At 43.1% G+C, this 22,959-nt stretch carries 20 protein-coding genes; 5 read left to right on the top strand and 15 right to left on the bottom strand.

What is annotated here, in order from left to right; all coding sequences use genetic code 11:
- The first annotated feature begins 96 nt into the window (after positions 1–96).
- A complete protein-coding gene (locus ALKIM_RS0106530) occupies positions 97–1,833 on the top strand; it encodes a SusE domain-containing protein (RefSeq protein WP_084555821.1) in 1,737 nt (578 codons plus the stop codon).
- 60 nt (positions 1,834–1,893) lie between these two features.
- Positions 1,894–3,297 carry a glycoside hydrolase family 30 protein gene (locus tag ALKIM_RS17820; RefSeq protein ID WP_044117785.1) on the top strand — a complete coding sequence of 468 codons (1,404 nt, stop codon included), beginning with the start codon at positions 1,894–1,896 and terminating at the stop codon, positions 3,295–3,297.
- Positions 3,298–3,406: 109 nt separating this feature from the next.
- Here the strand turns inward: ALKIM_RS17820 and ALKIM_RS0106520 are convergent, their stop codons facing one another.
- On the bottom strand, positions 3,407–4,813 hold the full coding sequence (locus ALKIM_RS0106520; RefSeq protein WP_026473940.1) for a hypothetical protein: 1,407 nt from the start codon (positions 4,811–4,813) through the stop codon (positions 3,407–3,409).
- A 515-nt stretch (positions 4,814–5,328) separates the two neighbouring features.
- Here ALKIM_RS0106520 and ALKIM_RS17815 point away from each other — a divergent pair.
- Together ALKIM_RS17815 and ALKIM_RS0106510 are read left to right on the top strand one after the other, a co-directional pair.
- The gene (locus ALKIM_RS17815) at positions 5,329–7,647 is read left to right on the top strand and encodes a glycoside hydrolase family 3 N-terminal domain-containing protein (RefSeq protein ID WP_173400717.1); all 2,319 of its coding nucleotides are present in this window, start codon (positions 5,329–5,331) and stop codon (positions 7,645–7,647) included.
- A 195-nt stretch (positions 7,648–7,842) separates the two neighbouring features.
- Positions 7,843–9,720, top strand: coding sequence for a tetratricopeptide repeat protein (locus ALKIM_RS0106510; protein ID WP_026473939.1), 1,878 nt, complete (start codon positions 7,843–7,845; stop codon positions 9,718–9,720).
- Positions 9,721–9,733: 13 nt separating this feature from the next.
- On the opposite strand, the gene ALKIM_RS0106505 is transcribed toward ALKIM_RS0106510, so the two are convergent.
- From ALKIM_RS0106505 to ALKIM_RS0106455, 11 genes are all read right to left on the bottom strand, one after another.
- A complete protein-coding gene (locus tag ALKIM_RS0106505; protein ID WP_026473938.1) occupies positions 9,734–10,351 on the bottom strand; it encodes a ribonuclease H1 domain-containing protein in 618 nt (205 codons plus the stop codon).
- Positions 10,348–10,953, bottom strand: a complete 606-nt coding sequence (locus ALKIM_RS0106500; RefSeq protein WP_026473937.1) for a MarC family protein — start codon at positions 10,951–10,953, stop codon at positions 10,348–10,350. The genes ALKIM_RS0106505 and ALKIM_RS0106500 overlap by 4 nt, the downstream gene beginning before the upstream one ends.
- Before the next feature lie 163 nt (positions 10,954–11,116).
- Positions 11,117–13,267, bottom strand: coding sequence for a S46 family peptidase (locus tag ALKIM_RS0106495; protein ID WP_026473936.1), 2,151 nt, complete (start codon positions 13,265–13,267; stop codon positions 11,117–11,119).
- A gap of 218 nt (positions 13,268–13,485) precedes the next feature.
- Complete coding sequence (locus tag ALKIM_RS0106490; protein WP_026473935.1) at positions 13,486–14,067, bottom strand: DUF7010 family protein; 582 nt, start codon at positions 14,065–14,067, stop codon at positions 13,486–13,488.
- An 11-nt stretch (positions 14,068–14,078) separates the two neighbouring features.
- The gene (locus ALKIM_RS0106485) at positions 14,079–14,303 is read right to left on the bottom strand and encodes a hypothetical protein (RefSeq protein WP_026473934.1); all 225 of its coding nucleotides are present in this window, start codon (positions 14,301–14,303) and stop codon (positions 14,079–14,081) included.
- A 34-nt stretch (positions 14,304–14,337) separates the two neighbouring features.
- Entirely contained in the window at positions 14,338–15,141 is an 804-nt protein-coding gene (locus ALKIM_RS0106480; protein ID WP_052345448.1) for a tetratricopeptide repeat protein, read from the bottom strand.
- Positions 15,125–16,015, bottom strand: coding sequence for a hypothetical protein (locus tag ALKIM_RS0106475; RefSeq protein ID WP_026475702.1), 891 nt, complete (start codon positions 16,013–16,015; stop codon positions 15,125–15,127). The genes ALKIM_RS0106480 and ALKIM_RS0106475 overlap by 17 nt, the downstream gene beginning before the upstream one ends.
- Positions 16,002–16,457, bottom strand: coding sequence for a membrane protein insertion efficiency factor YidD (yidD, locus tag ALKIM_RS17810; protein ID WP_044117783.1), 456 nt, complete (start codon positions 16,455–16,457; stop codon positions 16,002–16,004). Before yidD ends, ALKIM_RS0106475 begins: the two co-directional genes overlap by 14 nt.
- A gap of 34 nt (positions 16,458–16,491) precedes the next feature.
- On the bottom strand, positions 16,492–17,205 hold the full coding sequence (locus ALKIM_RS0106465) for a LolA-like protein (protein WP_044117782.1): 714 nt from the start codon (positions 17,203–17,205) through the stop codon (positions 16,492–16,494).
- A 153-nt stretch (positions 17,206–17,358) separates the two neighbouring features.
- Positions 17,359–17,769, bottom strand: a complete 411-nt coding sequence (locus ALKIM_RS0106460; protein WP_026473931.1) for a TM2 domain-containing protein — start codon at positions 17,767–17,769, stop codon at positions 17,359–17,361.
- A 348-nt stretch (positions 17,770–18,117) separates the two neighbouring features.
- Entirely contained in the window at positions 18,118–18,717 is a 600-nt protein-coding gene (locus ALKIM_RS0106455) for an outer membrane beta-barrel protein (RefSeq protein WP_218916676.1), read from the bottom strand.
- A gap of 339 nt (positions 18,718–19,056) precedes the next feature.
- On the opposite strand from ALKIM_RS0106455, the gene ALKIM_RS0106450 reads away from it, so the two are divergent.
- Positions 19,057–19,761, top strand: a complete 705-nt coding sequence (locus ALKIM_RS0106450; RefSeq protein WP_084555818.1) for an outer membrane beta-barrel protein — start codon at positions 19,057–19,059, stop codon at positions 19,759–19,761.
- A 6-nt stretch (positions 19,762–19,767) separates the two neighbouring features.
- Here the strand turns inward: ALKIM_RS0106450 and ALKIM_RS0106445 are convergent, their stop codons facing one another.
- From ALKIM_RS0106445 to cysS, 3 genes are read right to left on the bottom strand one after another with little or no spacing between them, the layout of a single operon-like run.
- Complete coding sequence (locus ALKIM_RS0106445) at positions 19,768–20,382, bottom strand: ribonuclease HII (protein WP_026473928.1); 615 nt, start codon at positions 20,380–20,382, stop codon at positions 19,768–19,770.
- A 20-nt stretch (positions 20,383–20,402) separates the two neighbouring features.
- Positions 20,403–21,401, bottom strand: coding sequence for a M28 family peptidase (locus ALKIM_RS0106440; protein WP_026473927.1), 999 nt, complete (start codon positions 21,399–21,401; stop codon positions 20,403–20,405).
- Between the two features lie 32 nt (positions 21,402–21,433).
- Complete coding sequence (gene cysS, locus ALKIM_RS0106435; protein WP_026473926.1) at positions 21,434–22,903, bottom strand: cysteine--tRNA ligase; 1,470 nt, start codon at positions 22,901–22,903, stop codon at positions 21,434–21,436.
- Positions 22,904–22,959: the final 56 nt, after the last annotated feature.

Genomic DNA, 22,959 nt, shown 5'->3' with positions numbered 1-22,959 from the left:
CATACCTGATTTTTAGTCAACGTTAGTTTAAAAACCATTGCAGGCATTCATAATCCATTTTTTTTGACTTTCCTGCAATTTTAACTGTTTAAATTTATGAAGAAAAATATATTACCGACATTACTAACAGCTTGTTTAGCAGTCTGGATGTCATCGTGCGAGTTAAAGGATAATTTAGATCCGGTTGGCCAGTGGAATTTTACATCACCGGTCTTATTAAGTCCCAATAATGGCGCATCTGTTATTCTTGATGAGGCCAATCCCTTAAATAGGATTGATTTTGAATGGGATGCTGCTGTGTCGGATGCAGGTTATCTTGTAACATACTCTCTTTTGCTGGTTAATCCTGAATCAAGTGATTCAGAGTCTTTCTTGTTTAAAACCAGTTCTGCAAATAATGGTAGGGCAACTCAGGTTTCTCCTACTTATCAGCAGATTGATCAGGCGTTATCTGCTGCAGGGTATGAGGCCGGGATCGAGGTAAATTTGCAATGGCGGGTAGTGGCTACCTGTATGGACAAAACAACTCATGCTGAGCGAGCAATCGTGTTAAAGCGATTTGCTACCGAGGCGATTCCTTTGTCATTATATCTCACCGGTAGTGCAACCGAAGCTGGGGAGTCGGCGGCAAATGCCATATCCATGCGTGCCCTTAAAGATGCGGATGGCAATCCGGCCAATGTTTTTGAAGTTTATACCTCATTTAAGTCCAGTGGAACTTATCGTTTCCTTGCAATGCCTTCACAGGAATCTGTAGCCTATGGGGCAAGTGGTGGTGCATTGGCCAAGGCCGGACCGGCTATTTCAACTCCCGGAGAAGGAACCTGGCGTATCATCGTTGACTTTAATACCAATACTTATTCGCTCTTAAAGATTGATAAGTGGAGTCTGGTTGGTAATGGCGTTCCTGGCGGATGGGGTGGCGATGTGCCACTCGCATACATCGGCAACGGCATTTGGCGGGGAGTAGTCGATTTTATCGACGACGAAAACGAAACCCCAAGATTTATTTTCCGTGCTAATGGGGATTGGGCATACAACATAAAACAAATACAGGGAACTGCCAACGAGGTGTATATGGAGTCTCAGGCTGCCAGTGCGGGGCTGTCCTTACAGGATGTTGAGATTCCACAACCGGGAAGGCATATTGTCACCTTGAACCTATCAGGTGATAAGTACCTGTTTTCCACTGAAGTTGACAACAGCGTTACGCCTCCATCATCCGTTCCTGAGACACTGTTTCTCCTCTCCGGAACTGATGTCGTAGCACAATTGGTGAAGAACGGCAGCCGTTTTGAAAGTGATGTGTATCTGGCATTGCAAAGTTCCCTACATTACTCTTTTAACAGCAAGGAGGATGGCTCTGGCACAACCTATAATCTTGCAGGGCTTCTTGGTGAGACTGATAACCCTGGAGGGGACAAACCTGCAGGCGTAGTCAGTTTTGGCGAAGGAGGACAAGTGTTTACAGTGGCCCGCAATCAGGCTTATAAACTTACAGTGAATTTTGAGACCGCAAATGTCAGTTGGCATCATTACAATATGAAACTTTTTCATTGGGCAGACTGGGATTCGAGAAATGAGTTTGTGATGGAATATAAACATCCATACATTTTTGAAGTAACCGCCCAATTGAACTCAGGTCATGATATGAAGTTCAACTCTCCATGGGATGTTGAGTTTGGTGCCGATGATCCACAAGCGCTCTCAGGCTCTATGACCAATAAGGGTGGTTCTAATTTTAAATGTATCACTGAATCAGGAAACTACAAGGTGCGTATTGAGGTTGCCAACGATTTTTCTGAAGGTACTTATCAGTTTGTGAAACAGTAGTTTGTTGTTTTACCATTCCGGGACTTATCTGTTCCGGAATGGTATAAATCTCTTATCGAAATGAAGAAATTATATATTTTTTTTAGCTCATATTTATTGCTTTTGCTATTAGTAGCTTGTTCCAATGGCGAAGTGAAAAGCGTAGAGGTTTGGCTAACAAAGGCTGATGAATCAGTGCTTTTTAAAAAGCAGAAGCCAGTTGAGATTTCAAACAAAAATAGTGACAAAACAACCATAACCATTGGTGTGAATGATGATAAGCAGTATCAGGTTATCGATGGCTTTGGTTTTACGCTTACAGGAGGCAGTGCAAGGTTGATAAACGAAATGCAGCCTGAAGCGCGTCAATCGTTGTTGAATGAGTTGTTTGGAGTTGATGGTGATGCAATTGGTGTCAGTTACCTGCGTTTAAGCATTGGGGCTTCGGACTTAAGCGACAGTGTTTTTACATACAATGATTTGCCCGAAGGGCAAATGGATCCTTTTATGGAGAACTTTTCCATCGAGACCGAGTTGGTGCACCTGATTCCCGTGCTACAGGAGATTCTGGCAATTAATCCGGATATATTGATCATGGGTTCTCCTTGGACGCCGCCTGTATGGATGAAAAACAATCAGCACTCAATTGGTGGCACATTGAAACCTGTTTTTTACGATGCATACGCACTCTATTTCGTAAAGTACATCCAGGCTATGGCGCAGCTAGGAATAAGAATTGATGCAATCACCGTGCAAAACGAACCTTTACACCCAGGTAATAACCCGAGTTTGTTGATGAAGGCCTCCGAACAGGCTGCTTTTATCCGTCAGAGTCTCGGGCCTGCGTTTAAAAAGCATGCGATCGACACAAAAATTGTGATTTATGATCATAATGCGGATAGAATCGATTATCCTCTGGAAGTATTGGCTGATGAAGAGGCCAGATCATATATTGATGGCACAGCCTTTCATCTTTATGGAGGCCGGGTGGAAGACATCAGTCAGGTGCATGAGGCCTATCCTGACAAGAACCTTTATTTTACCGAACAGTGGGTAGGGTATCCTCAAAATTTCCCTAACGATATGGCTTGGCATATTCGGGAATTGATTGTTGGTGCTACTCGAAACTGGTGCCGTAACGTGCTGGAGTGGAATCTGGCAGCCGACCCCAACTTAAAACCTCATACCGATGGAGGATGCACACTTTGTCTGGGTGCAGTTACAATAAATGGTGATAATGTGACGCGAAATGTGGCATACTATATTATTGCACATGCCTCAAAATTTGTTCGTCCAGGCTCAGTCAGAATATGGTCTGATGAGGTAGAGGGTCTTCCTAATGTTGCATTTAAAACGCCCGACGGCAAAAAAGTTTTGGTCGTGCTGAATGATACACCTGAAAACGAGAGTATTAAAATTGAAAGTTCTGAAGGCAGTTATGTTTTATCGATTGAAAGTGGCGATGTTGTTACTTTAGTTTGGTAAGCTGTTCAAAAAGTTTGCAATCCGGAAAATTTGCATATCCGGATTGCAATTGTTGCTTCGTCGGTTAAGTAGTGTGTTATTTAATGATGCTACGCTTGTGCTTGAATAACTAATCAAGAAAAAATCCCACCCTGTACAACTGAAGAAAATAGCCATCAGCATTGGCGTCGGGGTCGTAGTTTGGACGGCGCAATACCAGTTTTTCCCTGTCGATGTAATGGATAACGGCATGCTCAAGTTGATTGAAATTTGACCGGATGTTCTCTAAAGACTCGGTATCGTAAGAGAAGAAGAGATAATATTCTCCTTCGGGACCTTTGGCCACGCGCCAGTAGGGCATTGCGTCATCCAATCTTTGCTTTCCGTTGCGCTCGATAGAGCCAGTCTGCTCTATTTTTGTACCGTCAGGGTTGATGTGCAGTAACTCTAGTTCATCATCGTTTAGCAGATTCTGCATGCGGTTTCTTACATTAAAATCATCCCTTGATCGGGGTAAACGGTCTTCCGTAATCAGAAAAAATCTCCATGAACCAGCTAACAAGTTGGTAATGTCTGATGTGTTATCCGGAAATCTTCTGCCATCCTGATGAATCACTGGTTTTAAATCAGATGGTAATTCGAGATCGTGTAGTGTTAGATTGTCGCGGTTGTTCCTAACGTAGTTGTTTATCTCAAAGTGTTTACGGGTGTTGTTGTACCGTCCAAGGCTAAAAGCAAAAATATTCGACACCTCATCCGCACTGTTTTTTATCATTTCCGATGCTTCGTCAAGTCTCTCGGTTATGATAAGGCATTGGACCATATTTCGATAGATGGCTTCAGTAACCTTGCGGTTTATGCGTGCTTTTTTGTTGTTCAGATCCTTTTCGTTTAAGATGCTTTGCCAACTGTCGATGGCTTGTGAAAAGAGATTATGCGATTCTTCCGTCTCTCTGTTATTGTATTTTTCAGCAGCTTGCAGAGCCAATTCATATGCCTGGTTCACGTCATTGTGGTTGCTGCTTTTATTAATATAATAAAACTGAAAGCGCTGTGTTGTTTCATAATTATCTGAGAAGCAGCGTGCAGTTTGATTTGACAGTCTGTGGCTTAAGAATAAATCCGGTTCAAGTTCCTTTGGCACAGCTGTTCCAGCTTGGACATCAAAGGTGGTATAGACTCTGTGATACAGAATGTTTCCTTCGTTGTCTCTAATGCTCAATACAGATGATTCTGAGAAATGGCTGTCGCTTTCGTTTATTAAGCCCCCAACTCGTTTATTGGCGCCTTTCCAAACATTGTATTTTGTGGGTGCCCATCTGCGCATTTCCACTTTTAGATCGGGATTTTTTTGGGCAAATTCCAAACCCCTTACTCTTAAATGGGTATTGTTTGAACTGTAGGTTTTTACCGTGTCCGGAATCGGAAAAATGCGTTCATTCTTGATTTTCAACTCCACCCGCGTGTTTTTTACCGATTGAGCGTTGAGTCCTAAAGTGATAAGCAGTGTAATGATTAAAGTGATAAATGATTTCATGATTTTGGGTTTAGTTTACAAAAACGTTAAAAATACAAAAATATCCCACATCCCAGCTTTCGATGTTAGTTTTTTGGTATTTCTATTTGCTTATGCAGTATGAAACGATAGTTTAAACTTATGCAAAATCTGCTTTGAAGATTTTTAGACTATTAGATTCTGAGCAGAGCGAAGTCCCGCAATTGGGGATAGGATATTTAGACTGACAGATAAGATATAACAGAAAATAAGGCTAAACATTATACAATTCATCCGATGACTTACATGTTTGTGTCTATAGTCATCGGATGAATATTATCTCTAAAGATAGCTCTAAGCATCTTTCTCAATCAATCCATCTATCTAAAAACTAGCACTCTTTGTGTTAATGTCATATCATAAAAATTAGATTTAAACAATTTCTAAAATGGCAGTTGGGTTTAAAATCTGTATATTTTTATTCGTGTAGCTTTTACACTTAGGTTTTTTTTCTTTTTTTTGTAGAAAATTAATTTAACTACACACCTAATTTTAAAATGATGAAGAAACAACTGTTTTTGTATTTGGCCTTTGCAGCCCTGTTTTTCGGTTGTACTGCGCCCAAAAACCATGATGCCGCTTCCATGGTGGAGCGCATTCCGGAAGTTGAGAAGCTCTTGTCTCAAATGACGCTTGAAGAGAAAGTAGGTCAAATGACACAGATTACGCTGGATGTGATAACCGTTGGCGTAAATGCATTTCATACCGAAGAACCCATGCGCCTCGACATGGATAAAACCCGCAAGGCAATTGTAGAATATGGTCTGGGCTCGGTATTAAATACTGCCAGCAACAAAGCACGCACGCTTGAGGAGTGGCACACCATCATCAGCCAGCTTCAGGACCTGGCAATGAATGAGACGCGACTGGGGATTCCCATTATTTATGGTGTGGACGCCATTCATGGAACCACTTATACTGCCGGTGCCACTTTCTTTCCTCAGCAAATAGGTCAGGCAGCTACCTGGAATCGCGAACTGGTGCGCCGTGGTGGTGAAATCACCGCTTACGAAACACGTGCATCAAATATTCCCTGGAATTTCTCTCCCGTATTGGATATGGGACGCGACCCACGCTTCCCTCGTATGTGGGAGACTTTTGGCGAGGATGTATTCCTGGCCAGTGAAATGGGTGTGCAGTTGGTAAAAGGTTACGAAGGTGACAACAACGACATCAGCGATCCTAACCGTGTGGCATCGTGTTTAAAGCATTACCTTGGCTATTCGGTACCAGTATCCGGAAAAGACCGCACACCCGCGCTTATCCCTGAGATTGAACTGCGTGAACGCCACCTTCCTGCTTTTGAAGCTGCCATTAAGGCTGGCGCACATACTGTGATGGTTAACTCAGGCCTTATCAATGGCGTGCCAGTTCATGCCAGTTATGAATTGCTTACCACCATCCTGAAAGAGGAGCTTGGATTTACCGGCTTGGTAGTTACTGATTGGAAAGACATCGAAAACATTCATGAGCGCGACCGTGCGGCCTCAAGCCAAAAGGAGGCAGTGAAAATGGCCATCAATGCAGGCATCGATATGTCGATGGTGCCTTACAATCTCGATTTTTGTGATTACCTGATTGAACTTGTGAACGAGGGTGAAGTGCCCATGTCGCGTATTGATGATGCCGTTCGCCGTATCCTCAATGTAAAATTTAAACTTGGCCTTTTTGAGCGCCCTGTGACCCATTATGAGGACTATCCGCTGTTTGGTAGTGCCGAATTTGAGGCCGATGCCTATCGCACTGCTCAGGAGTCCATTACCTTACTAAAGAACGATGGTAACATCCTGCCAATTTCTAAAACTGCACGCGTGTTGGTGGCAGGTCCAAATGCCAACTCCATGCGTTCGCTCAATGGCGGTTGGAGCTATTCATGGCAAGGTGAGAAAGTGGAAGAGTTTGCGCAAGGATATTCCACCATACTAAAAGCTGTTCAGGAAAAAGTGGGTGCCGGCAACGTCATCTTCCGCGAAGGGGTGCGTTATGTCAACGATGCACGCTATTGGGTGGATGAGGCACATGACATAGCCGGTGCAGTGCGCGCTGCTGCAGGTGTGGATTACATCATTCTTGCGCTTGGTGAAAACAGTTATTGCGAGAAACCTGGCGATTTGCATGATTTGTCGCTGTCCGACAATCAGGTGGCGCTGGCGAAAGCATTGGCTGCTACCGGTAAGCCTGTGATATTGGTTCTTAACCAGGGGCGTCCCCGCATCATTCGCACCATTGAGCCGCTTATGAAAGGGGTGATTAACAGCTACCTTCCCGGAAACTTCGGCGGACTGGCCATCGCCGATGTAATTTTTGGTGATGTGAACCCAAGTGGAAAGCTGCCATTTACCTATCCGTTGTATGTGAACTCTCTGGTTACCTACGATCATAAACCATCGGAGCATCAGGCCAGAATGGTGGGTATGTATGACTATGAATCGGATTTTGCCATTCAGTATCCATTTGGTTTTGGTTTAAGCTATACAACTTTTGAGTATAGTGATTTAAAATTGAGTAGTGACAAGCTGACCAAAGACGGATCGGTTGATGTAAGTGTGACAGTGAAAAATATCGGTGCCCGCGAAGGGAAGGAAGTTGTACAGTTATATACTTCGGACTTGTATGCCTCCATCACTCCCGATGTGAAACGTCTGCGCGGTTTTGAGAAATTAACTCTGGCCGCCGGCGAGAGCAAAACTGTAACCTTTACGCTCAAACCTGGCGATGTGTCGTTTATCAATGCCTTAAATAAAAGGGTGACTGAACCCGGTGATTTTGAAGTGATGATTGCCGACTTAAAGGCTTTGTTTACCTATGTAGAGTAAGTTCTCAATTTTATTATTTTCAATAAAGCTGTCTGGCTATTTTGCCTGGCAGCTTTATTTTTTGGATGATGGTAATCGCTCAATTTTTATATCGTCTCTTAGCTGTTTTAGCAATTTGTCTGATGGTGAAATTATTAGTGGCAATTGTTTGTTTTTTTCTTTAATTTTACGAACCTGTGATTAATCCCATTGCGCATGCTAAATTTTACATCCTTTCGGTGGAAAGCTATCGTCCTGTTTATCTGGATATCCTGTTCTACCGACATTTTTGCGGACAATCAATTTTCTGACATCGACTTGTTGGAAGATAAAATCATTGGAGCTTTAGTTGACCCCAATGTGGATGTGCTGCCGCTTATCGAGGGGCTTAAGTCTTTCTTGCCCCAGAGAGAGGTTTTGATTAATGGTAAAGTGGCCTATTATACTGCTGAATATTACTACTATAAAGAGAATTGGGCAGAGGCAGCAAACTTTTACGTCGAGTCACTCAAGTATTTCACCTTGCTCAACGACTCTTCAAAGATCGCTGCTGCTTATAACAATCTAGGTCTGGTCTATTCTTTTCAAGGTGACTTTGATAGGTCGTTGGATGCTTATTCCCAATCTCTTTTTATAGAACTAAATTTGAACAATCAGATAGGCATTGCGCAATGCTACCAAAATATGGCTATTGTTTTTGCCAACGGTAATCAGGTTGAAAGGGCAATTGAGTTTTATTCAAAAGCGGCAGATATATTCGAGAAGGAAAAGGATATGGTAGAGGTAGCAGCCGTAAACAACAATTTGGGAGCGCTATATGCTGAGCTAACCCTTTATGATCAAGCTGAGGCACATTATAAAAAATCGATTTCCATCTATCGCAGCCTTAATATGGAACGCAACGAAGCCCGGGTGTTGTGTAACATAGGTTCTCTCATGGTTAGAAAACAGGAGTTTGAACATGGTAGTAAGCTGGTTGAACGGGCTCTTCTTCTTATGAAGAGTCATGGCGATGGAATTGGAGAGGCAAGTGCTTATACGTTGTTAGGTGATTTGTACCATGCCAGGAAAGACTATCAACAGGCAATATTCCTATACGGACGAGGGCAACGCAAGGCAGAGGAGTTGAATTTGAGAGACTTGCAGGCTAAAATTGCTCAATCGCTCTATTATTCTTTTAAGGCGATGAACCAATGGCAAAATGCTCTAACAGCCTATGAAGATTATGTGCGGATGCGCGATTTACTCCTCGCCGAAAATCCTGATTACAACATGGGGATTCTCAACGAAGATCTCGAACAAAAGATTGGAGAACGTGATTTCCTCATTCAAAAAGCCAAAACCCGCGAGCGCTTCTTTCATGGCATCATTGGTTTTGTGAGTATAGCTGCATTGCTGGGATTTTTTATTGCCAGCAACCGACGCCGACGACTTAAACATCAGAAAGATATCGAGATGATGCGAAAACAGTTGATGCGTGACAGAATAAACCCCGGTTTCATTATCAATATGCTTGTGCCGCTGCGCGAGATGCTAAATAGTGGGGAGACAGAGCAAGCTGTAAAACATCTTGACAATGTCTCTGAGTTGATTCGTAAGATGCTTGAACACTCTTGTGAGGAGTTGATACCTTTGAGCAGGGAAATTGATTTTCTGAAGTCTTACTTTGATTTGCAGTCCATTCGGTATAATTCCAAGATAGAATATCGCATTGAATCAGACCTCATGAAAAATGCCGATGAGGTTCTTGTACCTTCAATGCTTACACAGCCCTTTCTTGAGCAAGCGTTTTCGGGTGAACATTTCACCGGAACAATGGAGCATCCTTCGGTTAACATCGCTTTTATGCGAAGAGGCAACCTGCTGGAAGTTATTATTGAAGACAATGGACACGATGCTGCTGTTTACCGTTGCAGCCGCCTCGAGGAGCGCCACAAAGCCATGCGTGTGACTATTGCCACCGATAGCCAGAGCCGAAGTGCTTTCCGTAAAAAGCAGGAGTTGTTTGGCGCATTGCATACTGAGGAACGTACCTCTGGAAATGTAAAACAGGGACGTCGTGTACGGTTTAGCCTGCCCTTGCTAACCAATTAGCAATTGGAGGGAGTTATTTTCTTCCAAAGTCGGCAGGTATTTCGCCCCACCTTTCGGTATCCCATTTAAGCAGTGGTTGCACCCAGTTGTTCTCGCTAAGCCATTTTTCTGCTCGCCTTACAAGTCCAAATAGTTCCTGCGTTTTTGCGTCAAGTGCAAGTTTGGTTCCGCACTTTTTCTTTCTTATCCAACTGAGCGCAGTTTGTGAGTCGGTGTAAACCGGGATGTTGATGTTACGCCGTTTTAGTTCGGCAAGACCATGCACAATGGCCAGAAATTCACCAATGTTATTTGTGCCCAACTGAAACTTCATTAGAAACCACTCTTCACCTGTTTCAACATGTACGCCGCGGTATTCCATTGCACCCGGATTACCACTGCATGCTGCATCAACCGAGAGGCTGTTACGAATGGGTTGTCCACCCGCCGAAGGGGTGGAGGCGTAAGCACTCTTGCTTCTGGGTTGAAGCATCTTGCCACTTTTAAAGGCCATTTCTGCTTCTGCAAGGGTTTTAAAGCTTTTGTAGCGTGCCTCTTCAAAACCGGTAATCTGCTCTTTGCAATCGTTCCAATTGTTGTAAATACCGGGTTTTCGACCTTTCCAGACTACATAATATTTTGCAGTGCTCATATCCCTTTAAGCTTTGGAAGAAAGTCGATTAGCAGATTGGCAAAGTTCGACATAAAAAGCCTTATGGACATGGCCATCAATATGATACCAAAGAATTTTTTCAACACATACACGCCGCCTGCACCAATGAATTTTTCGATGCGATTGGTGTAATTCAATACCAAAAATACCACCACGATATTGAGGAAAAGGCTGGTGATAATACTTCCCAGCGCAAACTCGGAACGCAGTGCCAGGAGGGTTGTAAATGAACCGGCTCCGGCAATTAACGGAAAGGCGATGGGTACAATGGAAGCTCCTCCAGGTGAATCATGTCTGAATATCTCTACACCCAGAATCATTTCAAATGCCATTATCATCAGTACAAATGAGCCGGCTATGGCAAACGAAGATATATCAACCCCAAATAATCCCAGAAGAGCCTCTCCCAAAAACAGGAAGACGATGAGAATGACAAAGGAGATGGAAGAGGCTTGTAATGCATTGATAATCCCGCCTTTCTCACGGATGTTGATGATGATGGGAATGGAACCCAGGATGTCGATAACGGCAAAAAGCACAATAAATGCCGAGATTACTTCAAGGAGGTTGATTTCGAACATGGTTTTACGATTTAATGGCGTAAAATTAGCTTTTTGTATTCAGTAATGGAAATATGAACAGGGATAATACTTCTGTATATCTGGTTTTGGTTGGCTTCGTACCACGAAAAAAAAACGGGAAAGCAATGGTCTTGCTCTCCCGTTTCATTTCTGAACATATATCTTATTTAACCAGTGTCATTTCGTCTATGAGGTGTGTGGCACCTGCAAACTTATCAATGATAAACAGCACGTAGCGAATGTCCACGTTGATACATTTTTGCAGCTCAGCTTCGAAGGCTATGTCGCCGCTCATGGCTTCCCAGTTACCATCAAAAGCCAGTCCGAAGAGTTCACCATTGGCGTTGATTACCGGACTTCCGGAGTTTCCACCGGTGATGTCGTTGTTGGTTGTGAAATTCACATACATACGTCCATCGGCATCTGCATATTGTCCATAGTCCTTGTCGCGAAACAGTTGTTTAAGTTTCTCTGGTACCACAAACTCAAAGTTGTCAGGGTCTTCTTTCTCCATCACACCTTCGAGGGTTGTGTAGTGCTTATAAATAACAGCATCGCGCGGTGAGTAGTCTCCAACAGTACCGTAGCTTAAACGCATGGTGAAGTTGGCATCCGGATAAAAAACTTTTTCAGGCTGCATCTTTTGTAAGCCTGCAATAAACAGTCTGCTGGCCTCTGCAATGCGGGTTTCAGCATCCTGATTCATATTAAGCAACTGGCGGTACATCTCCATGGTGGAGATTCCTGCCTGATAGGCCGGGTCGTTTAATAGTGTTTTTAGACGCGGATTGTTTAAAAATGCGTTGAAGTTCTCCTGCGATGTAAAAAGCGATTTGCTGAAAACATGGTCGGAAAATCTGGCGTAGCTTCCTTTAAATTTCTTATTGATGGTTTGATAGAAGTCGGGGTGGAAGGTTTTGTCGATATCCTTTGCATAGAGATGCAGCATGGCTTCCAATACGCGCCTGTCGGTAGGAGCACTGTAGTCTTTGAAGTATGTTTCGCCGGCTTGCTTTAATCTGTTGATTGCCGCATCAACCTTCTCCTGGTTGTTCTCCTTTAATGCGTTCTCCAGTTCGCGCGCATTGGCTGCGAAGAATAGGATTTCAGCGCCGCGAATAAGGGTTTCGCGCATGTAGTTGTTGGCTTTGTAATGGTCTGCACGCGAAGTGTATGCATTTTCAACAGATGTAAGCACATTACCATATTTGGCCATTCTGTTCGCATCTTCATTAACCCAGCTGGTGAATTGCGCTTCGAGCGCTCTTTTCTGACTTAATACGTCGAGTGCTTCGAGGCCGCGGTTCATGCCAATGCTGTTTTTCCAATAGTTTGAACTGCGCGAGAATTTTGTGGCGTACTGTAGACGCACCATATCACTTGCAGCCATATCCTCGGCCCAAATATCCTGTTTAACGCCGCGCACGGTAATTAAAGTCTGGTTAAAGATGCCCATACGCTCCTGAATTCCCCATGATGGCAGATAGCGCTGCGTACTTCCCGGAAATCCAATGGTCATAGCAAAATCCTCTTTTTGATAGCCTTTTAACGATACCGGAAGGTGGTGTTTTGGTTGGTATGGCACGTTATTGGGTGAGTAGTCAGCCGGATTGCCATCGGCATCGGCATAAACTCTGAATAGCGCAAAGTCGCCGGTATGGCGAGGCCACATCCAGTTGTCGGTATCGTAACCAAATTTACCAATGGAGCTGGGGGGCACGCCCACCATCCGTACATCGGAAAACACTTCGTAAACAACGAGGAAAAATTGATTACCGGCAAAGAAATCACGCACCAAAATACGATAGTTGTTCCCTTCGTTGGCAACTTTAACCAGTTCGGCACTTTTCTCTCTGATGGCTGCCTGGCGCTGTTGTTCGGTCATATCAGCATTTACAGCCGAAAGAATATCTTCGGTCACATCGTCCATTCGCTTCAGAAAAGTTACTGTCAGTCCGGGTGCCGGTAGCTCATCGTCAAATGTTGCAGCCCAAAAACCGTTGTCCAGGTAGTTGTTTTCAACGGTGCTAAGTTCCTGAATCTGACCATATCCGCAGTGGTGGTTGGTCAACAGTAGTCCTTTGTCTGAGATTAATTCGCCGGTACAGCCGCCACCAAAAATTACCACAGCATCTTTCAAACTGCTTTGGTTTAAGCTGTAAATATCGTCGGCAGAAATTTTCAGCCCCATCTCCTGCATGGTGGCAATGTTAAGTTTGTTGATAAGTGGCAGAAGCCACATACCTTCGTCAGCTCTCACTTTACCTGCAAAACCAATAATTAGCACAAGTGAGATGGATAGTAGTTTTCTCATATTTGTTTTATTCTGTTATTTTTTTGATTTGACAAGTGGCAAAGATAAAAGTTTACCGCAGGTATGACATTGATTTTTGTCTCATACCGTCTGTTTAGCTGCAACAAATTGATCTGTTGACATCAATTGTCACCTGTATCTTTTTGAAAGGTTTCTGAATTTCTTTCAGAGAATGGTGCTGCTATATACCGTGTAAGCGAATTGCCAGCACCTGTTATTTATGATGCTTCGCTCTTAAGTTTGCGAGATTTTGCATTGCTGTCGACATATAACAGTATCGATAACAGTATCAAAGCTGTTGAAACCGATAGAGGAATGAGAAACATCATCTCTGACTCTAATATAAATCCTCCAAGCATCGCCCCCACTGATATAATACCGGCAGCAATTGCAAACAGCGGTGTTTTGTAAAACCAGGCATAAGGGAAAAAGTGTGCCCCAGTTATGATGGCATAGGTCATAACAAAATAGGTGGGGAACTTGACCAACGTAAAAATGAGAAATGGAAAGTAGAAAAGCTGTGCGAAGTTGAGCCATAGACCAAGTGGTTGTAATGGGTTCTCTTTATCGGTCCAGACAGTTTTTATCAGTTTTGAGAAGAGAAGAGCCAGCGGGAGCATAAAACCGCCAACCACAAATGTGAGTACCGATTTGTCGTAATCTGAAAAGCCCATTTTCCAAATCACGGCTATCAGAAGCCAGATTATTGCTGCAGCACTAGTAAAGTCTATCCCGTTTTTTGCTTTTATTGATAGCGATACCCTTAGATTATCCAATGTTTCTGTGTTGATATTTGCCATGTGTATATTATTTAAGCGCCTAGAGACTTAAAGGCATAGTAAACCAGGAAAGCAGGCCATACAAGGGCTTTAAGAAAACCCACCACACCGCACCAAAAAGTTGTGGCTACTGATATATAATACACTGCGGCACCTATCAATCCCAATCCGTAAACAGCGCCGGAGGAGGCGTGTCCCGAATGGTTTGCCGAACAGTCAGTTTTTCTTGTGTTTGACGAGTTTGTGGCGTTTGTCATGGCATTTGGTATTAGATGTTTTAATTGTATAAAGTTAGTTCTCTTTTATAGCATCCAAAATTCTCATGTTAAGTTTATTGGTGTTTTCAATGTTTTTAAGTTCAGCCAGAACTGAGGCCCTTTTTTTCCCGCCGGAATGAAACCGCTCCAAAAATGTAACGCCAACCACATAGCCAGTAAAATAGTAACCGGTATATACCTGCCAAACGCCAAAGGAGAGGGCCGATGCGTTCAGCAGAAAATTTACTGCGCCTTCACCAAAAGCTCCGGCATAAAGATGCCCGCTTCCAGGTATCACGATGGAGAAGTCGTGAGCACGCTCCGGATTGCGGTAGCGGGGCGTTTTGCCCCTGTCATAAATTTCTTTTAATATGCTATTTATGCCGTTGGATTCATCAACTTGCAGTTCGGTGATTTGACGCAAACTGGTTTCAGCATCCTCAAATTTAAAAAGGTGGTTGTTGCTTAAGGTTTTAATTATTAAAATGTCGTAAAGCAATGGATGTCCATCAAGTGCATATTCATACATGTCAATTGTTGCCAGAGCTTCCTGATAGTTTCCGTTGAGGTAATAACAAACAGCCAGATGGTAAGTTCGCGCTGCAAGAAGCGTGTCTTTGGGACTGCGTATCGCGATGCGGTTCAGCTCGCGTATGGCTTCGGTATAGCGTTCCTGATATTTTAATGCCACCGCTTTTTTTATGAGAGCCTCGCGCTGAATGCCTGGTGCCTCATGCTCAAAAAGTATGCGCTCATATTCAATTGTGCTTCGAAAGAAATGACCTTCAGCAAACAGTGAGTCGGCTTTATGGAACAATCCGTTATCGGCGCTGGTCAAAAATGTTGCGCAAAGGAATTTGAAGATTAAAAAGCACTTTCTGATTGTGGAGTTGAATTGTTTCATCGTTGGCAATTTTTGCTGAAAACATGGAGCCGTATATGTTGCCGGCATAAAAAATGGTGAATGCCGATCCAAACAGAATTGTTACGGCATGGTCGGTGCCTCTTATTCTCTGGTTTTCCCAGGTAACAAGACCAAGTCCGGTTGTTATCATAAATGACATGATGCCTTGCCCTGTTTTGCCGGCATAAATTTTTCCGCTCCCGGGTAAAATGGCTGACATGCCTCCGGCAAGCCATGGTGATTTACCTTTGAAGGAAACTTTTTCCTGAAAAAGCAGATCCATACTAATTACCTCACGGGAAAATCCATAGTAATCTGCTGGTAGGAGGTTGCGGTACTCGTTATATCCGGAAGCGTTGTTTTGCAGAAGTGACAATCCGGCTTTCATAAAGTTTCGAAAGTCCACCTCTGTTTGGTTTTGTGGTGTAAAGTTATTGAGTATGGAGTCGGCAGTATGGTAGTTGCCAATATGAATCTGGTTATAGGCACTAAACAAACGGGATTTTGCGTAGAAAGGCGATTCGGGCGAAACAGTGTTCAGATAGCTTGAAGACTCAACCAGTTTCTTCAGGTAATATGAAGACCATCCTGCCAAATAGTTGAGTGAATCAATTTGATTGCTTGTAAGAGACTGATTCCTGATTCTCAGGTTTTCATAAAGACTCTCTTCATGATATCCTGAGGACGTGAGATGATTGATGAAACCTATCTGGTTGGATCTATTCTGTGCTATCACCGATGCAGAATTACATATCAACATCGACACAACCACAACTGCGGTTCTTATTCTGGCGTTAATGTTCGTCACAGCAATGCGTCTTGTTTTTTTGTCTGATGGTCTGGTAGGTTTCGTGCCCATCCACAGACCTGTACGTTTGTTCATTTATGGTTAAAGGATGAATGTCGCTTTGCGCAACCCGATTGCATCTGCAAAGCCGGTCGGCTGTGAGTAGTAAGCCTTTTGCCGGACCGTAGTTCGAAATCACATCTTTACTAAAGCTTGAGCAGGTGGGTTCGTAGAGACAATCGGCAGAGAATTGTCGCGACAAGGATGTTTGGTAAAAAAAGAGCAAGCCACCAAAAACATAGTTTACCGGGTTTAGTTTTACAGTCAGTGGATCTGCTTTCCGGATTAGAAATGTGCGTTTTGGGTTCCTTTTGCGCGACGCCATTTCAATATGGGCTTCTGCTTTTGCTGCAATAAGCTCAGTGTCATTGCCAATAAGTGGAGTCTGTGCCTTTGTTTCCATGCAACACAGAAGTAGTATATACAAAAATGACAAACTAGAAATTAACCTTAACTGCATTTTGTGGTATTTCAAAGTTGAACCGGGAATCTTCAATATTGAATCCTGTGCGGATATCCGAGAAGGTTGTGCGTCTTACTACCGAGTCGTTTGGAGCAGAGTAGCTTACCTCAGTGATTTTTTTTGGCAGCGAAAAGTTATTGTCATGATGATACTCATAGTAGTATATCTTCTTGAGCGGGCGGCCATTCATTCCAAGATAGGCTGCATAAACCGGAAGAAAGTTCTCAAAAACCAATTCAACAGTGTGCACCGGCTTGAGTCCGGGAGGTGCCTGCCACACGGTCACATGGTACTTGTTGTCGCGTCGCGAACCAGAGCGTATGAATCCCTCTTTTTCAAGACCCAGATCTTGCGTGAAGTTGTTTACAAAATAGTAAAGCAGTTCACTGTCACTTCCATATTGGCTGTTTTGTGTGAACGATACCTGGTTTTCGCGTGGCATGTATATCATCGTTTCACCTTTGGTGTTGATGGTTTTGTAAAACTCAACAGGTGCAATGTAATGACAGGTAATATTGCCTGTGCTGCCATCATAGAGCGATGTTGATTCCACCGTGAATAGTTGTCCTTTTTGATATACCTGATGCCTGGCTTTTACCGATACTTTGCCTTTGTATGCTTGAGAGACAGCAATAGACGGAATCATTGTGATTGCCAGTAACAATATGGTTAGGCTCTTTAGTTTCATTTGTATGTTGTTGGTTTCGTGCCGATTGTTCCCAGCCTAAAGGCTTCAGAACTTTAAATAAGAAAGGCTTAAAGATATAAAAAACGTTTCGGTTTCTTATATGATTAAGCCTTAATGGGATTTAGAGACCCCTTTTATCATAGGGAGACTAGTCTACCACATGAAGAATTTTGGATTGTCCACATAAGCGCTGATGTCATCAAAGTTAACAGCAAGCACAATAAGGTCAATCAGAGGCACCAAGCCAAAGATACCACCACAAGTTAGGATGTAACCAATACCGGTCATGGTTTTGGTTCCAAGATAAAAACGGTGAATACCAAGACCACCAAGGAAAAAGTCGAGCAAAATAGCTACCAAAGGATCTTTTGAACTGGCTGCAGGAGCAAATGCCATGGCGGGAGCCATTTCCATTGCCTCTGACATTACAGAGAAAGACGCTTGAGTAGCACTGCTGAACAAAGCTTCAACTTGTGCATCGTCAATGGTGTAAGAAGCTTTAGCTTCGGTGGTGAAACATGCCAGGCCTGCAATAATGGCCAGTGCGAGTAGTACTTTTTTCATAATACATGAATTAAAATTAAGTTCTGCTAATTTAAAACTATATTTTAGTTCAAATAACGAAATTGATACTTTTTTTTAAGTGGAGATTAATGTTTTTTTTATCAATGGACGCCTGAAGGGCAGGGTCTCTAGTTTTCAGTTAGTTTGCTTTCGGTAAACTTAAATGCTGTTCTTATCTCATATTAGTTGATAAATTACCACATTTTGTTATTGCGTGTTTTTATATGTTTATAAAGAGTCGAAATGAAACGGGCTGCCCAATAAAGGCAGCCCGCAGATTTATCCATAATAAGGTTCCTTTTTAAATACTGGATATACAGATGTAAAAAGGAGAGCAATGTGTTCTGATTATTTCTTCCATTTTCCACCACCCACATAGAAACCCATGTGAATACCTAAGTAAGAATTGGCTATTTCTCCTTTACCTCCAGAAATCAAGTCAATTTTACTCTTTGGAATCAGATTATATTCCAGTCCCATTCTAAATTTGCCTGCTTCAAATCCGGCACGAATAAGACCGCCCAGTTTGCCAGATACATCTAAACCTCCATCTGCTGATGTTGAGCTGCTTTCAAGTTCTACGGAGGCTAGAGATACATATCCCAAACCGCCACCAACATAAGGCGCAAATGAGCTGGTTCCTTTGCTAAAATAGTAATCAAAAGTTCCCATATAAGAACCGTTGGCGCTTATTTTGGTTTCCATGTCGGAACCATCAGACGATGAGATGCCTTTAGCCATAGCTGCGCTGCTAATTCTTAAGCCCACATTCATGTTGTCTGCAATGTTGTATTTAGGTTCAAAATTAAACATCACACCACCTCCTCCATCTGAAGGAATGGTATATCCTAAATCAACACCTACCCGGAATTTTCCTGTTTCCTGAGCTTGTAAGCTTCCAATAGCCAGAATGGCTACAAATAAAAAGAGTACTTTTTTCATAATCATAATGCTTGAGTTAAAATAATTATCGCACTAAAATATGTTTTGAATCATTTGCCGATGTTAAAAACTGTTTAATTTAGAATGTGTTTAAATTTTAAAATAAAACAAGTGGATGATAATAAAACAGATAGGTTTTTAATTGTATTGTCTTTTTTGTTCCGTGTTTTTTAACGGATGTATTTTTCTGCTTTTTTCGTCGATTGTTCAAACTAAAATAAGGGAGTCGGCAAAAGTTTTTTGCACCATAACATTCTAACTTATTGTTTCTATATAGCTTATTTGGCTTTGGTGATTTACTATTTTTTATAGATTTGCGTTAAATTTATCCTAATCCTAATCCTTATGTTACACAGATTGATTTTATTGTTTGCGCTCGTAAGCGTGCTAAGTCCAATGCATGCGCAACTCAGCGAAGCGTCTCACGCTCGCAGTATCTTTGGTTCCGGAGTTTTAGGTGTTCAAGCCGGTTTGGGAATCTCTAATTTGAAATACCAGATTGATGGCGCAGCAGTCTACCCGGTTCCTGACCCGGTATATTATCCTTATTTTGGCCTGTTTTTTAACATTCCAATTACCGATGTGGTTGCTTTTCGGCCTGAAATAGGCGTTGCTTTTAAGGGATCTTCTAACACTTGGTCTGGACCGGCTCCTTCCTCGTCAGGTTATGATCAGCTTCATTCTACCGAAGAGTTAAAAATCACATCGCTTGATATTCCTCTTTATTTAGACCTTACACTTACCAAAGGATTGCATTTTGTATGTGGTCCCCGCATCAGCTATATAATGGCTGCAACTCTCAAGGAAAAACATATACTTGGAAGCACAAACCCTTATATAAGTGTGTCGCACTATTACAAAGCTAAAACTAACTTTGTGAAGGAGATGAATAGACTTGAAGCCGGGATCAATGTGGGCGGCTACTACGAGTTTGCCTTTGGCATGAGCCTGAATGTTGGTTATGGAATTGGTATGAATGACATTATGAAAAGCGACAATCTGGAACTTAAAACCAGAATGACTTCCATAGGTTTGGGATATCGATTTTAGAGTGCATTACAATTCCAGACTCAACTGCCCGTCGGTAAGTCTGAATGAGCGACGATGCAATGGCGTAAGTCCGTATTTTTCAATTCCATGCCGATGGGCTTTTGTGGGATATCCTTTGTTTTTATCCCAGTCGTAATTTGGATAATCCTGATGTGCAGCCTCCATAAATTCGTCGCGATGGGTTTTGGCCAGAACCGATGCTGCAGCAATACTCATATACGTGGCGTCTCCTTTAACAATGCACTGATGGGGTATGCCGCTGTAGGGATTAAATCTGTTGCCATCAATTAATAACAGTGAGGGTCGTGTGTTGAGTTGATCCACTGCCCGATGCATGGCTAAAAAGGATGCTTTCAGGATGTTGATTCTGTCAATCTCTTCATGGCTTACCATTGCTACTGCCCAGCTTACGGCCTTGTTTTCAATCACAATACGCAGTTCGCAGCGTTGTTTGTGGCTCAATTGTTTTGAGTCGTTAAGCAGCGGGTGTGCAAAGTCAGCAGGCAGAATTACCGCTGCTGCAACAACAGGTCCGGCCAGGCAGCCGCGTCCTGCTTCATCACATCCGGCCTCAACTCCTTCAGGTTGAAAATAAGGGCGTAAAGAATTAGTTTTGAACATATCCCAGCAATGGTTCAATACTATTTTTCGGTATATATTACTTCCATAACCGTTTGTCCTACTGCTTTCAGGGTGTTTCTGTCAATATTATCCATTGTATCCTGATGGGTGTGCCAGTAATGTCCAAAACTTGTATGTGATGCAGGCTCGTACTGTATGATGTTAACACTTGGTATGCGTAAGTGTTTATACACGTAGACATGGTCATCGGTAATCATGCCTCCGGTGCCAAAATTGAACCAGGCTGAGAAACCAAGCCTTGCGGCTGTATTCCAGATATGATCCACCAGTCGTGGAGCAAATTGCATGCTGTATTGCTCTCTGTAAAACTGAGCACCTTTGGCTCCAACCATATCAAGTAAAATTCCAAATCGCGCATAATAATTTTTGCGGTGGGGATTTCTGCCCCAGAACTGGCTTCCCAGACACCAAGTGTCGGGTTTGTATGCTACCTGGATGTGATCAGGTATCCCGTAATCTTCGGCATCAAAAAAAATGATATCTATCCCCGGATGGGTAGGATTTTCCTTCAGATGACGGGCAATTTCAAGTAGGACCCCTACGCCACTGGCACCATCGTTGGCACCCAGGATGGGCTTGTTGCGGAGAGCAGGATCCGGGTCATGATCAGCAAATGGCCGTGTGTCCCAATGGGCAAAGAGTAAAATACGGTCGTTCTTCTCAGGTTGAAACTGTCCGATGATGTTGCGGATATTCAGAATCGTGTTGTCAAATGCTCTCACCTCACCTTGTTGAACTATCACTTCGGCACCAAATTGTTCCAGCTTTTCAGCCAGATACTCAGCACAGGCCAGATGCTCAGGTGTGTTTGGTACGCGGGGGCCAAACGCTACCTGGGTGTCGATGTAGTGATAGGCCGAATCGGCATCGAACACAGGGGTTGTCAGGTCAGGCTTTGTTTGGTGATTTGCGGTTGTTTGTCTGCCAGTGGACTGCCCGCACGAAATGATGCCGAAGACCATAGCTATTACGCCCAATGATATGAGTTTGTTGTTCATCGTTTAGTTTTCAGGTTGATAAAAATCAATTCCTATTTAATTTCCCATGAGGCACCCTCTTTGCCATCTTTTACTATTATGCCGAGTGCGTTGAGATCATCTCTTATTTGGTCCGATGTGGCCCAGTCTTTATTTGATTTGGCCTGTTGGCGTATTTTTAGCACGAGGTTCATCACGCCATCAAGCATTTCTGAGCCGGTTTCGCTTTTAAGTTCGGGAGTGAGGCCGAGCAATTCTTCCACAAAAAGATGCATGGTTGATGACAAAGCACTTATATCGTCAGCGGTGAGGCTGATTTTATCTGCCGCAACCGAGTTGATGGCTTTCACAGCGTCAAACAGATGGGCGATTAATATGGGACTGTTTAAGTCGTCATTTAGCGCTTCGTAACATTTTGATTTAAATGACTCCACATCAAACTCACTTACATTGCCGGGCTTAATTTTCTCAAGTTGCGCCATCCCCTCCATTAGTCGTTGAAGACCTTTTTCAGCAGCCAGCAGTGCTTCATTCGAGAAGTCAACAGTGCTGCGGTAGTGTGCCTGCAAAATAAAAAAACGGATGGTCATAGGCGACCATGCCTTCTCAAGCATTTTGTGGCTGCCGGTAAAAAACTGCTCCAGTGTGATGAAATTGCCTAACGATTTGCCCATCTTTTGTCCATTGATGGTTATCATGTTGTTATGCATCCAATAGCGGGCGGGACCATGTCCATGAGCTATTGTGCTTTGGGCAATTTCACACTCGTGATGGGGAAAAAGTAAATCCATTCCACCTCCGTGTATGTCGAATGTCTCGCCAAGGTAACGGGCGCTCATGGCCGTACATTCAAGGTGCCATCCCGGAAAACCGTCGCTGTATTTTGACGGCCAACGCATAATGTGCGATGGGGTCGCCTTTTTCCAAAGGGCGAAATCAAAACTGTTTTTTTTCTCTGATTGGCCCTCCAAATTGCGGGTGGTACTATATAAATCTTCCAAAACACGACCCGAAAGGATGCCGTATTTGTGCTCACGATTATATCTCTCCACATCAAAATAGACAGAGCCATTGCTTTCGTATGCAAACCCCTTTTGTAAAATGCTGTCTACAATGGCCAACTGCTCAATGATGTGACCCGATGCGCGCGGTTCAATGGATGGGCTTTTCACGTTCAGCGCATCCATGTATTTGTGGTAGCGCTCAGTGTAATATTGAACAACCTCCATTGGCTCAAGTTGTTCCAGGCGGGCTTTTTGTGCTATTTTATCCTCTCCTTCATCGGCGTCATTCTCCAGATGTCCCACATCAGTGATGTTACGCACGTAGCGCACTTTATAATGCAGATGTTGCAGATATCTGAAAAGCAAATCGAAGGTGATTGCCGGTCGGGCATGACCCAGGTGAGGATCTCCATAAACAGTGGGTCCACATACATAAAGCCCTACATGTGGGGGGTTTACCGGAACAAAGGTTTCTTTTTCTCTGGTAAGGGTATTGAATATTTTCAGTTCTGACTTCATTTTTCAGCTATTCATATTTTCAAATGGCTAAATTACAAAATTGTATCGAAATCATC

The sequence above is a fragment of the Alkaliflexus imshenetskii DSM 15055 genome, from assembly GCF_000517065.1.
GTDB classification, from domain to species: domain Bacteria; phylum Bacteroidota; class Bacteroidia; order Bacteroidales; family Marinilabiliaceae; genus Alkaliflexus; species Alkaliflexus imshenetskii.
This window is presented reverse-complemented; position numbering and strand designations above follow the sequence as displayed.

Bases quoted from the DNA above. Each gene is read 5' to 3' on its own strand.
- ALKIM_RS17820 (WP_044117785.1), top strand. From the start codon at position 1,894: ATGAAGAAATTATATATTTTTTTTAGCTCATATTTATTGCTTTTGCTA.
- ALKIM_RS0106530 (WP_084555821.1), top strand. From the start codon at position 97: ATGAAGAAAAATATATTACCGACATTACTAACAGCTTGTTTAGCAGTC.
- cysS (WP_026473926.1), bottom strand. From the start codon at position 22,903: ATGAAGTCAGAACTGAAAATATTCAATACCCTTACCAGAGAAAAAGAA.
- ALKIM_RS0106455 (WP_218916676.1), bottom strand. From the start codon at position 18,717: ATGATTATGAAAAAAGTACTCTTTTTATTTGTAGCCATTCTGGCTATT.
- ALKIM_RS0106500 (WP_026473937.1), bottom strand. From the start codon at position 10,953: ATGTTCGAAATCAACCTCCTTGAAGTAATCTCGGCATTTATTGTGCTT.
- ALKIM_RS17815 (WP_173400717.1), top strand. From the start codon at position 5,329: ATGATGAAGAAACAACTGTTTTTGTATTTGGCCTTTGCAGCCCTGTTT.
- ALKIM_RS0106520 (WP_026473940.1), bottom strand. From the start codon at position 4,813: ATGAAATCATTTATCACTTTAATCATTACACTGCTTATCACTTTAGGA.
- ALKIM_RS0106505 (WP_026473938.1), bottom strand. From the start codon at position 10,351: ATGAGCACTGCAAAATATTATGTAGTCTGGAAAGGTCGAAAACCCGGT.
- ALKIM_RS0106510 (WP_026473939.1), top strand. From the start codon at position 7,843: ATGCTAAATTTTACATCCTTTCGGTGGAAAGCTATCGTCCTGTTTATC.
- yidD (WP_044117783.1), bottom strand. From the start codon at position 16,457: ATGGAAACAAAGGCACAGACTCCACTTATTGGCAATGACACTGAGCTT.
- ALKIM_RS0106490 (WP_026473935.1), bottom strand. From the start codon at position 14,067: ATGGCAAATATCAACACAGAAACATTGGATAATCTAAGGGTATCGCTA.
- ALKIM_RS0106460 (WP_026473931.1), bottom strand. From the start codon at position 17,769: ATGAAAAAAGTACTACTCGCACTGGCCATTATTGCAGGCCTGGCATGT.
- ALKIM_RS0106465 (WP_044117782.1), bottom strand. From the start codon at position 17,205: ATGAAACTAAAGAGCCTAACCATATTGTTACTGGCAATCACAATGATT.
- ALKIM_RS0106445 (WP_026473928.1), bottom strand. From the start codon at position 20,382: ATGTTCAAAACTAATTCTTTACGCCCTTATTTTCAACCTGAAGGAGTT.
- ALKIM_RS0106440 (WP_026473927.1), bottom strand. From the start codon at position 21,401: ATGAACAACAAACTCATATCATTGGGCGTAATAGCTATGGTCTTCGGC.
- ALKIM_RS0106495 (WP_026473936.1), bottom strand. From the start codon at position 13,267: ATGAGAAAACTACTATCCATCTCACTTGTGCTAATTATTGGTTTTGCA.
- ALKIM_RS0106485 (WP_026473934.1), bottom strand. From the start codon at position 14,303: ATGACAAACGCCACAAACTCGTCAAACACAAGAAAAACTGACTGTTCG.
- ALKIM_RS0106450 (WP_084555818.1), top strand. From the start codon at position 19,057: ATGTTACACAGATTGATTTTATTGTTTGCGCTCGTAAGCGTGCTAAGT.